Genomic DNA, 14,296 nt, shown 5'->3' on the forward strand with positions numbered 1-14,296 from the left:
ATTATTATTTCTTACCAGGACAGGAAAAAACCTGCCGGCGTCAACCGGCAGGTTTTTTTCTTCTAGGCCATCACTGCTGCTTGGGGAATTTCTGATCAATGAGCTGCCAGATTTCCGGCTGCTCCTGGCCGAGTCGCCAGACGGCTATGCCGGCCGGGTTGTATTTGGCGACGATGTCGAGTTTGGCGGCCGTACTGCGCTTGTCCTCGAACCAGACTTCGTGGTCGCCGTAGGTGAAGTGGGGCGCCTGGGCGGTCTCGTCGTACATTATTTTAGCGCCTTTCTGCTCGGCTTTGACGATGGCGTTAGCGTAGGTGATGGTATCGCCCTTGCCGCCTTTTTGCCAGTCGTAGCCGTAAGCGCCGACGCCGGCGATGATTTTGTGTGCGCCGCCGCTGTTGTCAATGGCGTACTGGAGATTTTTTTCGTACCAGCCTAAGGGGGCGATGGCCCCAGGTTCGGAGGTCTCCCAATGCTTGTCGTAGAGCATGATCTGGAGGAAATCGGCGTTTTTGGCGAGTTCGGCGTAGTTGTAGGCGCCTGAGACGTCTTCGGCGACGTCAACTTTGGGGAAAACGGAGATGATAAGCGTTTTGTTGATCGCTTTCATTTTCGGGTAGAGCTCGGCCATGAAGGCGGTCAGGTTGTCGCGGTGCTTGGGCGGGAGAAGTTCGAAGTCGATGTTGATGCCGTCGTAGTTTCTCTCCTGTACGATTTTGACGATGTTGCCGATCGCCTTGGAACGGATGGCTGGGTCGCCGAGGACAGCGTCGGTGGAGCCGGTTTTGTTGGTGACGAGCGGGTACATCTTGAGGCCGAGCGATCTGGCGGTGTCGTATACCTGCTGGCTCTCCTTGGTCTCAAGCGTGCCGCTAGGGGTAGCCTTGTACCAGAAGGGCCCGACCGCGGACATGCTCTTGGCAAAGGTTTTCATTGACGGAAAGGAGCCGGTTTTTTCGGGAGTCCCCGGCCAGGGGTTTTCGTAATAGCCGATCACCATTCGCGGTGGCTTGGTCACCGCTCCGGGGGTACCCGGCAGGGGCTTGGGCGCGGGTTTTTTCATGCAGCCGCCGGCCGCGGCTGCGGCGACAGCCACGAGTATCAGAAGCAGAAGTATGGTGATTGTTTTTAAGTACCTCATGTCGCATCCCCTCCACCTGATGTTTACCGTTAGTATTGGCGGGAGTGTGTTTCTTATGCGTGCCGCCATTATTCCAGAATTCCGGCTGTAAACGGCTTGTCCACTCTCCGCCGACACTTTCCCCCGCTCCGCCGGCGATTTCGCGGCCGGCGCGGCGACGCAAGATTACGCCTGTTCCCCCGTTCTCCCTCGCCGGTTATGCATTATTGTCAGAATATTGCCTCCGGGAGAGAAAAACCGTTCTCCTCGGCGTCCAGATTAGCTGACACCGTTTTTTGCGTTTTTGGCTCGACGCGTTAAGGCCGTCCGGATGATATAATAGTACTGTAACAATTGCATAGAGTAACGATAGGGAGCGTGGATACTATGCAAGAAGACAAGGCCTATTCCCTACCGCCGCTTGACGGGAGAGCGGTCATGGCTATCGAGGAGGCGCTCAGCAGTTCTCCCACGAAGGCGATTTTGCTGGAGATCAACAACGCCCTGTACCATCTGTCCCGTGACGGTCGCTGGTTCAAGTTCTCGTTGCTGACCAAAAAACGCTCGCCGAAGCGAACGGCGATCTTCGCCACCCTGAGCGATCTTTACAACGAGGTCATGCACGGACATACCTGGCGGATCGCCGGATGCGGCGCCTTCTAGAGACAAAAAACAAAACCCTCTGCAGTCCAGTGGACTGCGGAGGGTTTTTATATTTTACGCAGACGATGGCCCTAGCAGGCAGTTCCGTCAGTTGAGCGGCAGATTCCGACGAAGTCGTACATCACCCGCGCCGTTAACCCCCAGATGACGTATTTGCCGTAGCGGTAGAAGAGCACGGGGTAGACGGCGCGGCGACGCCAGTCATGCGTGTAGCCCGGGATTAGCTCGGTAGGAAAGCCGGGCAGCGGCCGGGTGGCTACCTCCATTTCGGCGGACAGCGGCTCGTTGTCGAGGAAGAATTGCAGGGGAACGGTGAAGGTTTCGGCGACTTCGCCGGCTTCTGGCTTGACTGCGGCCAGATCGGGTATGTAGCCGGCAAAGGGGTGGATGATAACGCCAATGGGGCTGACGAGATAGTCGAGCGCCCCGAGCAGGCGCAGGCTGCCGGGGGAGAGCCCCAGTTCCTCGTAGGCCTCCCGGGCCGCGGCATGTTGCGGGTCGGGGTCGGCAGCTTCGATCCTGCCGCCGGGGAAGCATATTTCGCCCGGCTGCCAAGCGAGCTGGGCGGCGCGCACTTCGAAGAGGACGGACAGTTCGCCGCCTTGCGGTACCAAGGGTACAACAACGGCAGCGGCGAAGTAGTCGGTCTCGTTTTGGATTTTTGGGCAGCGCCCGGCTAGTTTACTTTCGAGGGCGCGGCAGATTTGATCGGCCTGCATTCGCTTCTCTCCCTGTGTTCAGGTATGGCGCTCGGAACGTGGTTCGTGGCGGTGGATGTGGACGTGGCCATCGTCGCCGTGGAGGTGGACGTGGTAGCGTTCGTCGATGAGGTTGGCGCCCAGCAGCAGTTCGCGGTCCTGGAGGATGGCGGCCGGGCGGCCGTCGGCGGCGATGGTGTGGTTCTCGTTCATGACGATGACCCGTTCGGCCAGTTCGCTGACGATGTCGAGGTGATGAGTGGCGGTGATGATGGTTTTGCCGGCGGCGGCCAGCCGGGCGAGCGCTTCGAGCATCCACCGCTGGGTGCGGGGGTCGAGGCCGTTGGTCGGTTCGTCGAGGATGAGCACGTCGGGATTGACGGCCAGCACGGCGGCGATGGCGACTTTCTTCTTTTCGCCGCCGCTTAGGTGATGGGGCATTCGGTCGGCGAGGGCGTCGATGCCTACGAAGGCCATCATTTCGTCGGCCCGGCGGCGCGCTTCGTCCGGGGAAAGGCCAAGGGCCAACGGGCCGAACATTATTTCGTCGAGGACGCTGGCGCAGAATATCTGCACGTCGGCATTCTGAAAGACAAAGCCCACCCGGCGGCGGAAGGCGGCGGCGAAGGCGTCGTCGCGCATGGCCATGGCGGTGACGGGCCGCCCGAAGGCGATAACCCGGCCGACGGGGAAGATGAGGCCGGCGAGCACCTTTTGGAGGGTTGATTTGCCGCAGCCGTTGGGGCCTAAGAGTACGACCCGTTCGCCGGCGGCGACGGTAAGGTTTATGCCCCTGAGAGCGTTTTCGCCGGGGCGGTAAGCGTAGCTGACGTCGTTAAGTTCAAAAACCGTATTTGCCAAGATGGAAGCCCCCCAGCAGGATAAAGCAGATGGTGATGACGGTGACAAGGTAGACGGCTTCTCCAGGCCCAGGGCGAACGGGGGGCGCCTTCTGGCCGGCGCCGCCGTAGCCGCGCGCCGTCATGGCGGCCGCTATTTCCCGGCTGTATTCGCCGGCCAGGCGCAAAAAGCCTGCCAGCGTTCCGCCGATCCACTCCAGTCTGGCGACGGCCGATTCGCCGCCTACAAGTCGGCTGCGCCGGCCGAGCAGGAAGTCGGCGAGCAGGAGCAGGAAGAGAAATAGGTAGCGGTATGTAAGTTCGAGCACCATGACGAAGACGGCGGGCACGCCGAGGGACTGAAAGGCTTTGGTGAGAACAGGCCAACGGGTGGTCTTGACGAGCAGCAGGACGAGACCAAGGGAGGCGGCCGAGCGTAGCAACACCATGGCGGCGGCGGAAAGCCCTTGCCTGGTGACAGCAAGGTCGGCGGGCAGGCTGAGTGGGCCGGCGCGCCATTCCACCCCGCGATAGATGTAGAGGAGAGGGTCCCCGGGGGTCACCCAACTGAGAATAGCCGGAAGCACGACAAGGCCGGCGAAGACGCCGGCCGGCAGCCAGACCCGAAGGAGGTAGTCCCGCGCACCGATGCCGGAGGCCAGCGCCGCCAGGAATAGCAGGCCATGGACGGCGGCCAGCGCCGGTATGCTGGTCGTGATGGCCGCCGCAAGGAGGAGCAGCACGGTTCCCGCGATTTTTACCCTCGGCTCGACGGGCTGAAGCAAGCCCCGACGGGCAGCAGTCCCGGTCTGCAGCATGTCCTCTGCCATTATTTCCTGAATGCCGGCGAGGGTTTTGGTTAAATAGTCGGCCCGCCGCCAGCGGCGCTTGGCAACCGGCAGCGGGCCAGGCTCGCCCGAGGTGAGCCAGATGGGCAAAGATGTCATTTGGACCTCGCTATCGCTTTCATATAGGCCATGGCGGCCAGATAAACGAGCGCCGAGCCGGCGAGGGCTGATATGACGTAGCCTGCCTTTTCGCCCACGCCTTTGACGCTGTAGTCGGGAAGGAGGGCTTGCCACCATGAGGAGGCCTGGTCGATGCCCTTCGGCACGAAGCCGAGCATAGCCGCCAGATCTTCGGGACCCCATTCGCCCCAGGCGGTCCCTTCGGCCAGCAGGCCCAGGGGGGTGAGGAGGGCCATTATGAGGAAGATGAGCCAGTAACGCTTCAGCATATTATCCCCCCTCATCGTCCGGGCTGGCCGGCGGCAAGCATTTCCGGCGAGGTTTTGAGCACGTATTTGAGGGCCAGGGCTGTCACCGCGGCTTCGGCGAAACCGGCGAGGGTGAGGTGGGGGAGGAGCATGGCGGGGATGGTGACTTCCAGGCCGTAGGGACAGTATAGGGGGGTGCCGTCGGCGGCGGTGAAAAGGAGCGGCTGGAGGCCGAACTGGACAGCGGCGGCCAGGGCGGCAACGTTCAGGCCGACATAGCCGCCGAGACCTGCGGCGAACAGGCGACGGGCCGATCCGGCCGGCGCGTGGCCGGCCGCCAGGCGATAGGTGTAGTAGCCGGTGAACGGCATGATGAAGGCGAGGTTGAGGGCGTTGGCCCCGAAGGATAGCACACCCCCGTCGCCGAAGAGCAGGGCTTGGATGAGAAGCGCTACGCTGACGGCAATGACGGCCGCCCACGGCCCGAGGACGATCGCCAGCAGCACGCCGCCGGCGGCGTGGGCGGTGGTGCCGTCGGGGATGGGGATGTTGAACATCATGATTAGGAAGGAGAATACGGCCCCCATGGCCAGGAAGGGCACGCGGGCGGCGTCGATGCCGGCCCTGGCCTTGGCCGAGGCCCGGTACCAGACCGGCAGCATGGCGCCGGTTAGAGTAAGACAGGTTGATGGACTGAGGTATCCCTCGGGAATATGCATATAATTTCCTCCGGAAAAATAAAATCCACAAATACCCCGGAAATCTTCCGTTTCCTCGGCCTTCGTGGACCAGTCGCTATAAAATGTGCTGGAAACTCCGCCGGCCCCTTCGTGGGGCCTGGTCATCGTTTTAATTATACCCGATTACGTTGGGGGCTGGCAATAAGGTGACGTCATTTTTCGATTTCCGCCTTGCCTTCCAGGCCGGGACTTAAGGTGACTTTACCGTCGGCGGCGACCATTATCGCTTCGACGCCGGGAAATTGCCGCAGGAGCTCCAGGCCACGCTCGGGGCCGAGGATGAGGAGGGCGGTGCTGAAGATGTCGCCGTCGGCGGAGTTGTTGAGCGCCACCGTGACGCTTGCCAGTCCGCGGGGCTGGCGGCCGGTGCGGGGATCGAGCACGTGGGAGAAACGAACACCGTCTTTCATTATATAGCGCTGGTAGTCGCCCGATGTTTCCATGGTATCCCAGTCTGTCAGGGACAGTTTGGCGATGATGGCGTCGGGGTTGCGCGGGTGCTGTACACCGATGCGCCAGGGGTTGCCGTCGGGGCGTTTGCCGATAACCCGCACGTCGCCGCCGGCGTTGACGAGGGCTGAGGAGACGCCGCGACTTTTGAGGATGGCAATGGCTTTGTCGACGGCGTATCCTTTGGCGATGCCGCCGAGGTCGAGCTTCATGCCTTCCTTGGGGAGGTAAACGGTTCCGGCGGCGGCGTCGATGGCGACAAGGCGGTAGTTGACAAGCGGCAGCACTCTGTCGATGTCTTCCTGGGCAGGAACGAAGTCGCCTTTGCGGCCGATACCCCACAGTTCGGTGAGCGGCCCCACGGTGACGTCGAAGGTGCCTTCCAGTTTGTCCGCCAGTTCGTTGGCGCGCAGCATCATGGCGATGAGGTCGGGGTCGGCTTTAACTTTGGCGCGGCCGGCGGCTTGGTTGATTTTGGATACTTGGCTGGCGGGATCGAAATTGTCGGAAATGCCGTGAAGTCGCTTGATTTCAGCGAAGGCGGCCTTGACCGCGTTTTCCGCGTCCGGGCCGTAGGCGGTCATTTCGACGATGGTGTCCATAAGGAACTGGGTTTCTTTATAGGGTTTGGCCTCAGGCGTCGCTCCGGGCCGACAGGCGGCGGCCAGGACGGCGGCGGCGGCGATGAGGCCGATCAGCAGCGTTATCTTTAGTTTCATCGGTGCTCCTTGCGGGTTATTCTTTCCCCCGGGCACGGGCGACAACCATCCTGGCGAGCAGCAAGGTGGCGTCGAATTTCTCCAGGGGAGCATCAATATAGGGAAAAAGCAGAGGAATTTCGGTGCAGCCGGCGAGCACGGCCGCCGTTCCGGCTGCCGCCTGGCGGGCCAGCATGGCGTTTATGTCCGCAAGATAGGGGTTGGCGTGCAATTCGCCCGCTTTGACTCTGCGGACGGCGTTGTCCAGTATAGCCTGTTCGTTCTCTTCCGGCAGGCGAAGAGCCAGCCCTTCGCTGGCGAACGCCTGCTGGTAAAGGCCAAGCCGAACGGTGGCCGCGGTGGCCAGCAGCAGCACCCGGCCTGCCAGGGAGCGGTGGTTGGCCGCGATGTAAGCGGCGGCATTGTCGACCATGCCGTAGAAGGGGATATCGACGAAGGCCTCCAGCTCGGTCAGCCAGAAATGGGCGGTATTGCAGGGCATGACGATGAAGTCTGCTCCCGCGGCGGCGAGCAGCCTGGCCGAAGCCGCCATGGCCGGCAGGGGGCTTTCGCCGTCCTGCATAATGGCTTCCACCCGCGGCGGAATCTGGGGGTTGTTGTCGATTATGATCCGCAGGTGGTCTTGATCCCGTTCCGCCGGCGTATTCTCAACGATCTTCGCAAACAAGTCGACCGTTGCCAGCGGACCCATGCCGCCGAGGATGCCCACCGTCTTACTCATGTTTTTCGCCTCCGTCGCACGGTTATATTATGGTTCGCTCCGATCATCCTTCATCCCTGCAGACCAGTTTTCCAAATCGACAGCCCGCCGTTGGGGCTGATCAGGTATTTTTACCGGCCATTTACAGATATGTTAATTTTAATTGACAGATAATTCCTGTAAAAGTAAAATTTAGGTAGATCACGGATTCCGCGGTCATATTATCGTTAGGAGGGTCAGTCATGCAGCTGTCCAACAAGATTCTTATCGGTCTGGTCCTGGGTGTGATTGTCGGCCTGTTCATAGGTCCGGAAGGTGTGGGCTTCGCCAAGAAGTGGATCGCCCCCATCGGGACGCTGTTCATTAACCTGATCAAAATGATAATTGTTCCCCTGGTGTTTGCGTCCCTGATCGTCGGCGCGTGCAGTCTGGGCGATGTACGGAAGCTGGGCCGCATCGGCGGCAAAACGATCTCATATTATCTTGTCACCACCGCCTTCGCCGTCACTATCGGCATCATTATAGCGCTCGTCATGGACCCCGGCGAGGGGCTTAAGCTTCCGACCAATGCTGTTTACAAAGGCAAAGAGGCCCCGGCCATCATGGACGTGCTTATCAATATCATACCCACCAGCCCAGTAAAAGCTTTAATGGATGCCAATATGCTGCAGATAATCGCGTTCGCCCTCTTTCTCGGTGTAGGCATTACCCTGGTGGGGCCGAAGGCCAAGCCGGTCGAAGCCTTTTTCGACGGACTGGCCGAAGTGACTTATAAAGTCGTCGGCATCATCATGGAGGTTGCCCCCTACGGCGTGTTCGCTCTTATACTGCCGGTCGTGGCCGCCAACGGCCCCAAGGTGCTCATCCCCCTCGCAAAAGTAATCGGCGCCGTGTACATCGGCTGTATCATTCACCTGGCAATTACTTATACAACGGCGCTTAAAGTTCTCGGCGACATGAGCCCGGCAAAATTCTTCAAGGGTATTCTACCGGCCCAGATGATCGCGTTCTCGACCTGCAGCAGTTCCGCCACGCTGCCGGTGACGATGAAGAATACCCAGGAAAACCTGGGTGTTTCCAAGGAAGTATCCAGTTTCGTGCTGCCGCTGGGCGCGACCATCAATATGGACGGCACGGCCATTTATCAAGGTGCGGCGGCGCTGTTCGTCGCCCAGGTCTACGGCATTGATCTGTCGATAAGCCAGATGCTGGTAATCGTCCTCACCGGTACACTCGCCTCGATCGGCACCGCCGGCGTCCCCGGCGCGGGACTGATTATGCTGACCCTGGTGCTGCAGGCCGTCGGCCTGCCACTCGAAGGCATCGCGCTGATTGCCGGCATCGACCGCATCCTCGATATGGCCCGAACCACGCTCAATATCACCGGCGACGCGGTCTGTGCCGTCTTTATCCAGAGTTCAGAGAATAAACGCGCCCAGTCCACCCCATCGGTTTCCGCGTAATCTTGGCTAAAAACTCTCTGTAAACGACAAAGACAGCACTCTTCGGGGTGCTGTCTTTGCCGAATAAGTGTATGGGAACCGCAGCGTTAGCCTGGTCCAATACCTTTATAGAGGAGTTTTCCCGCCGGCAACGAAATATTTTGGCAGAGGCATAGAGCGGGTTTTTATCGATAACGTCAACTATCAGGAGGTATCGCCATGAACCTGGCCCGGTTTCCCCGCCGCCGTTATACCGAAGGTCAGACCCCGATCGAGTTTCTGCCCCGCCTGTCGGCCATCCTCGGTGGCCCTGACGTTTATATCAAGCGCGACGATTTGCTCGGTCTGGCCGCCGGCGGCAATAAGACCCGTAAGCTGGAGTTTCTTGTCGCCGACGCCCTCGCGCAGGGAGCGGATACGCTTATAACCTGCGGCGCCGTCCAGTCGAACCACTGCCGTCTCACTTTGGCGGCAGCCGTTAAGGAAGGTCTGAAGTGCCGGTTGGTACTGGAGGAACGCGTCCCCGGCAGCTATAAGCCTCACGGCAGCGGCAACAATTTCCTTTTCCATCTGCTCGGTGTGGAAGCCGTCAGAGTTGTGCCTGGCGGCACGGACATGATGAAGGAGATGGAGCTAGCGGCCGCCGAACTGATCGCCGAAGGCCGCAAGGCATACATCATCCCCGGCGGCGGTTCGAACGAGATAGGCGCCACCGGTTATGTGGCCTGCGCGGAGGAAATCATTTCCCAGTCCTTCGATAAAGGCATCAGCTTCGATTACATCGTCACCACCAGCGGCAGCGCCGGCACCCACGCCGGCCTTGTAACCGGATTTTACGGCAACAATACCGACATTCCAGTCATCGGCATCAACATCAGCCGCCAGAAGGACGTGCAGACGGAGCTGGTATACGACCTTGTACAGGCAACCGCGAGGCGGGTCGGGCTGAAGCAGCCCATCCCCCGCGATGCGGTGAATTGCATCGACGAATACGTCGGTCCGGGTTACTCCCAGCCGACCGCAGAGATGGTGGAAGCGGTGGAGTTGGTGGCCCGTCTCGAAGGCATCCTTCTCGACCCGGTCTATACCGGCAAAGCCATGGCCGGCCTCATTGGCCTCGCCCGCCAAGGCTTCTTCGAGAAAAATGCCAAGGTTTTGTTTGTGCACACGGGGGGATCGCCCGCCTTGTTTGCCTATACCGACACATTCTACGGGGCGGGCGGAATTTGAGGAGCCGTTCAGGCTCCTTTGCTTTTAGCAACCAAGGATACGAGACATGATTGCCGACCGTTGGGAAAAATACCGCTACAAGGAGGAATGCAGATGAGCTGCCGCAGTCAGTATCTGCGCACAGTCAATTATCAGGGTGACGGTCTGCGGGCCGGGGCATGCTGGGACGAGGGAGATTTGGCCAAACCGCAGATTCTTATCGACACTGCGCATGGCGACAGTCACCCCGGCAGTATTCACCTCGGCCGGCTGGCGGAAGAGGCGAAGCTTTCGGTTGCAGAGAGCCGGGGCAAAGCTGCCCTGTATGCCGTGACGGATATGTGCGACGGGATTGCCATGGCCCATGACGGTATGAACTATTCGCTCGTCAGCCGCGAGATCATGGCTTTTATGTATGAAATTCACGCACTCGCTTCACCGTTTGACGGCTGCCTTTTTATGGCTTCGTGCGACAAGTCCATCCCCGCCCAGCTTATGGCGATGCTGCGTCTCGATCTGCCGTCCGTTCATGTGCCCGGCGGCGCGATGCTGAGCGGCCCCGACTTCATGTCCTCGGAGATTCTTTATGGCGCGGGGGACCGGTTCGCCAAAGGCGAGCTGACCCAACAGGCTCTGTCCTACTACACGATGAACTGCTGTCCCAGCGCCGGCGCCTGCCAGTTCATGGGCACCGCCAGCACGATGCAGACGATGTCCGAGGCGTTGGGTCTTTCTCTGCCCGGCAACGCTCTCGTGCCTGCCTACGGCATGCATATCAACCGCTACGCCCGCCAAGCCGGCCGCCAGATCGTGGCTAACGCCGGCCAAGATTTGCGACCCCGCAGGTTCATGACCAAAAAGAACTTTGTCAATGCGTTGACCGTGCATGCCGCTCTCGGGGGATCGACCAACGCTCTCCTGCACCTGCCGGCCATCGCGCATGAGGTCGGCATCGAAATCAGTCAGGAAGAGTTTGACGCCGTCAACCGCCGTACCCCGGTACTGGTAAGCTTCAAGACGGGTGGCCAGTGGCCCACCGAGCTTTTCTGGTACGCCGGCGGGGTACCGGCCGTGATGCGCGAACTGGGCGACATGCTCCACCTCGACGCTATGACCGTGACTGGGAAAACGGCCGGGGAAAACCTCGCCGATTTGGAAAACTCGGGCTGGTTCCAGGCTGTGCAGAGTTATCTGGTCAATTACCGCCTGACCCCGTCCGACATTATCAAGACCCGCCGGAAACCCGTAAAGCCACAGGGCAATATCCGCATCCTCAAGGGCAACCTGGCGCCCGACGGCGCGGTGATCAAACTGTCCGGAGTCGATGAGGCCATACACAGTTTCCAGGGGGAGGCTAAAGTCTTCGACTCGGAGGAGGAAGCCGTGGCAGCGCTGCTAAGGGGCGACATCGGTCCCGGCACCGCCGTATTCATCCGCGGCGAGGGACCGAAGGGATCAGGAATGCCGGAGATGCTGCGCACCACCGAGGCTTTCTGGAACATGCCGGAGTTATCAAAAAGCGTGGCCCTTTTTACTGACGGGCGCTTTTCGGGCGCTACCCGCGGGCCTGCTGTCGGTCATATCGCTCCCGAGGCCGCCGAGGGAGGTCCGATCGCCTACCTGGAGGATGGCGACCTCATCAAAATGGATGTTGCCGCCAGACGTCTCGATGTCGTGGGCGTGAACGGACTGCCGGTGCCGCCTGAGGAAGTCGAGCGCGTTTTTGCCGTCCGTAAAGCACGGAAGCCCTCGTTGCCGACCAAAGCAGACACCCCGGTGTTGCGGCTCTACAAAAAATTGGCTCTCGGCACTGATCGCGGCGGCGGCTTTGGGTTGTAGTTCACATGGGTTTATCCGTCTCTTCGATAACTGGAACGTAAGCTGAAACGTCAATTATCAGTATTAAGTATAACAAACAGCAAAACCCCGTTCGTGAATACGAACGGGGTTTGTCTAACCGGCGCCTACCTATCCTCCCAGGCCGTTTCCAGCCAAGTACTTTCGGCGTATGTGGGCTTAACTGCCGTGTTCGGTATGGGAACGGGTGGGACCCCACAGCTATCGGCACCAGATTGTAGAGGTAAGCATCTTTAAAGTACGCTCCCTCAAAACATCACAGAAGAAAGTGTGTGCACATTTGCTTGGATTAGACATAGGTGTTCTTCGCTACGCTCAGAACTTGCCGACCACATCAGCGCTGAAGCGCTGTGTGTCTGGCCATAAGTCAAGCCCTCGGCCTATTAGTACCAGTCAGCTGAAGACATTACTGCCCTTACACTCCTGGCCTATCAACCTCGTGTTCTACAAGGGGCCTTACCAGCTTATGCTGTGAGAGACCTCATCTTGAGGCCGGTTTCACGCTTAGATGCTTTCAGCGTTTATCCGTTCCCGACGTAGCTACCCAGCTGTACCCCTGGCGGGATAACTGGTACACCATTGGTCAGTCCACTCCGGTCCTCTCGTACTAGGAGCAGTTCCCCTCAAGTCTCTTACGCCCGCGATGGATAGGGACCGAACTGTCTCACGACGTTCTGAACCCAGCTCACGTACCACTTTAATGGGCGAACAGCCCAACCCTTGGGACCTACTTCAGCCCCAGGATGTGATGAGCCGACATCGAGGTGCCAAACCTCCCCGTCGATATGGACTCTTGGGAGAGATTAGCCTGTTATCCCCAGGGTAGCTTTTATCCGTTGAGCGATGGCCCTTCCACTCGGTACCACCGGATCACTAAGCCCGACTTTCGTCCCTGCTCGTCTTGTCTGACTCGCAGTCAAGCTCCCTTCTGCCTTTGCACTCTGCGCGCGATTTCCAACCGCGCTGAGGGAACCTTTGGGCGCCTCCGTTACACTTTCGGAGGCGACCGCCCCAGTCAAACTGCCCACCTGGCACTGTCCTGAGAGTCGTTACTTCTTCAGTTAGAACTCCAGTAAATCAAGGGTGGTATCCCAAGGGCGACTCCACCAAGACTTGCGTCCTCGCTTCTAAGTCTCCCACCTATCCTGTACATGATTTACCAAAATCCAATGCCAGGCTGCAGTAAAGCTCCATGGGGTCTTTCTGTCCAGTCGCGGGTAACCTGCATCTTCACAGGTATTTCAATTTCACCGGGTCCCTCGTTGAGACAGTGCCCAAGTCGTTACACCTTTCGTGCGGGTCGGAACTTACCCGACAAGGAATTTCGCTACCTTAGGACCGTTATAGTTACGGCCGCCGTTTACTGGGGCTTCGGTTCACACCTTCGAATTGCTTCTAAGCACTCCCCTTAACCTTCCAGCACCGGGCAGGTGTCAGCACCTATACGTCAGCTTTCGCTTTAGCAGGCACCTGTGTTTGTGGTAAACAGTCGCTTGGGCCTCTCTTCTGCGACCCCAGGACGCTTCAATCGTTTCTAATCTACACGTCCCAGGGCTCCCCTTCTCCCGAAGTTACGGGGACATTTTGCCGAGTTCCTTAACGAGGGTTCTCCCGCGCACCTTAGGATTCTCTCCCCGCCTACCTGTGTCGGTTTGCGGTACGGGCACCCACAAGTCTCGCTAGAAGCTTTTCTTGACAGTCTAGGGTCAGTAAGTTCGCCAATATCGCTATCGGCTCCCCGTCACTTCTCAGGCTTTTCGTTTGGGGGATTTGCCTCCCAAACACCCTACTAGTTTAGACGCGAATTTCCATCCTCGCGATTACCTACCTTACTGTGTCACTCCATCACTCAAACGACTTGGGGTGGTACTGGAATATCAACCAGTTGTCCATCGCCTACGCATCTACGCCTCGGCTTAGGTCCCGACTTACCCTGAGCGGACGATCCTTCCTCAGGAATCCTTAGGCTTTCGGTGGGAAGGATTCTCACCTTCCTTTTCGCTACTCATACCGGCATTCTCACTTCCTACCAGTCCACCGCACCTTCCGATGCGACTTCGACCCAGTAGGAACGCTCCCCTACCCCTGAACTTTCGTTCAAGCCATAGCTTCGGTTCCGTGCTTTAGCCCCGGACATTTTCGGCGCAGCGACACTCGACCAGTGAGCTATTACGCACTCTTTTAATGGTGGCTGCTTCTAAGCCAACATCCTGGTTGTTTTTGTATCGCCACATCCTTTGCCACTTAGCACGGCATTGGGGACCTTAGCTGATGGTCTGGGCTGTTTCCCTCTTGACTACGGATCTTAGCACTCGCAGTCTGACTCCCAAGTTAAACTTACTCCATTCGCAGTTTGACAGAGTTCGGTAACCTAACGGCCCCTAGCCCAATCAGAGCTCTACCGTCGTAAGTCATCACTTGAGGCTAGCCCTAAAGCTATTTCGGGGAGAACCAGCTATCTCCGCGTTCGATTGGCATTTCACCCCTATCCACAACTCATCCCAAAGCTTTTCAACGCTCACGGGTTCGGGCCTCCACGTAATTTTACCTACGCTTCACCCTGGTCATGGATAGATCACTGCGGTTTCGGGTCTACAATCACTAACTGTCGCCCTATTAAGACTCGCTTTCGCTGCGGCTCCG

General features: G+C 58.9%; 12 protein-coding genes and 2 rRNA genes (1 of these 14 running past the window's edge). 4 read left to right on the forward strand and 10 right to left on the reverse strand.

Translation table 11 applies throughout. The features are described 5' to 3' along the window. Positions 1-70: 70 nt before the first annotated feature. Complete coding sequence (locus Q4T40_17225; GenBank protein MDT8902988.1) at positions 71-1,141, reverse strand: glycosyl hydrolase family 18 protein; 1,071 nt, start codon at positions 1,139-1,141, stop codon at positions 71-73. Positions 1,142-1,507: 366 nt separating this feature from the next. On the opposite strand from Q4T40_17225, the gene Q4T40_17230 reads away from it, so the two are divergent. After that, on the forward strand, positions 1,508-1,783 hold the full coding sequence (locus Q4T40_17230) for a hypothetical protein (GenBank protein MDT8902989.1): 276 nt from the start codon (positions 1,508-1,510) through the stop codon (positions 1,781-1,783). Positions 1,784-1,854: 71 nt separating this feature from the next. On the opposite strand, the gene Q4T40_17235 is transcribed toward Q4T40_17230, so the two are convergent. From Q4T40_17235 to Q4T40_17265, 7 genes are all read right to left on the reverse strand, one after another. Continuing rightward, a complete protein-coding gene (locus Q4T40_17235; GenBank protein MDT8902990.1) occupies positions 1,855-2,502 on the reverse strand; it encodes a CoA pyrophosphatase in 648 nt (215 codons plus the stop codon). Positions 2,503-2,520: 18 nt separating this feature from the next. Then, complete coding sequence (locus Q4T40_17240; GenBank protein ID MDT8902991.1) at positions 2,521-3,342, reverse strand: ABC transporter ATP-binding protein; 822 nt, start codon at positions 3,340-3,342, stop codon at positions 2,521-2,523. Beyond that, on the reverse strand, positions 3,323-4,267 hold the full coding sequence (cbiQ, locus tag Q4T40_17245; protein MDT8902992.1) for a cobalt ECF transporter T component CbiQ: 945 nt from the start codon (positions 4,265-4,267) through the stop codon (positions 3,323-3,325). Before cbiQ ends, Q4T40_17240 begins: the two co-directional genes overlap by 20 nt. Further along, positions 4,264-4,557 carry a PDGLE domain-containing protein gene (locus tag Q4T40_17250; GenBank protein ID MDT8902993.1) on the reverse strand — a complete coding sequence of 98 codons (294 nt, stop codon included), beginning with the start codon at positions 4,555-4,557 and terminating at the stop codon, positions 4,264-4,266. Before Q4T40_17250 ends, cbiQ begins: the two co-directional genes overlap by 4 nt. 11 nt (positions 4,558-4,568) lie before the next feature. After that, entirely contained in the window at positions 4,569-5,255 is a 687-nt protein-coding gene (gene cbiM, locus Q4T40_17255) for a cobalt transporter CbiM (protein ID MDT8902994.1), read from the reverse strand. A gap of 173 nt (positions 5,256-5,428) precedes the next feature. Further along, a complete protein-coding gene (locus tag Q4T40_17260; GenBank protein ID MDT8902995.1) occupies positions 5,429-6,445 on the reverse strand; it encodes an FAD:protein FMN transferase in 1,017 nt (338 codons plus the stop codon). Positions 6,446-6,461: 16 nt separating this feature from the next. After that, positions 6,462-7,166, reverse strand: a complete 705-nt coding sequence (locus tag Q4T40_17265) for an amino acid racemase (GenBank protein ID MDT8902996.1) — start codon at positions 7,164-7,166, stop codon at positions 6,462-6,464. Positions 7,167-7,387: 221 nt separating this feature from the next. Between Q4T40_17265 and Q4T40_17270 the strand changes: the two genes are divergently transcribed. From Q4T40_17270 to ilvD, 3 genes are all read left to right on the forward strand, one after another. Beyond that, positions 7,388-8,608, forward strand: a complete 1,221-nt coding sequence (locus tag Q4T40_17270; GenBank protein MDT8902997.1) for a dicarboxylate/amino acid:cation symporter — start codon at positions 7,388-7,390, stop codon at positions 8,606-8,608. A gap of 198 nt (positions 8,609-8,806) precedes the next feature. Continuing rightward, positions 8,807-9,817, forward strand: coding sequence for a D-cysteine desulfhydrase (locus tag Q4T40_17275; protein ID MDT8902998.1), 1,011 nt, complete (start codon positions 8,807-8,809; stop codon positions 9,815-9,817). 93 nt (positions 9,818-9,910) lie between these two features. Beyond that, positions 9,911-11,635, forward strand: a complete 1,725-nt coding sequence (gene ilvD, locus Q4T40_17280; GenBank protein MDT8902999.1) for a dihydroxy-acid dehydratase — start codon at positions 9,911-9,913, stop codon at positions 11,633-11,635. 116 nt (positions 11,636-11,751) lie between these two features. Here the strand turns inward: ilvD and rrf are convergent. Together rrf and Q4T40_17290 are read right to left on the reverse strand one after the other, a co-directional pair. Continuing rightward, a 5S ribosomal RNA gene (gene rrf, locus Q4T40_17285) occupies positions 11,752-11,868 on the reverse strand. A 148-nt stretch (positions 11,869-12,016) separates the two neighbouring features. After that, positions 12,017-14,296, reverse strand: a 23S ribosomal RNA gene (locus Q4T40_17290); it runs 643 nt beyond the window's last position.

It is taken from the genome of Selenomonadales bacterium 4137-cl (genome assembly GCA_032334055.1).
In the GTDB taxonomy this organism is placed as follows: Bacteria; Bacillota; Negativicutes; order Sporomusales; family UBA7701; genus Anaeroselena; species Anaeroselena agilis.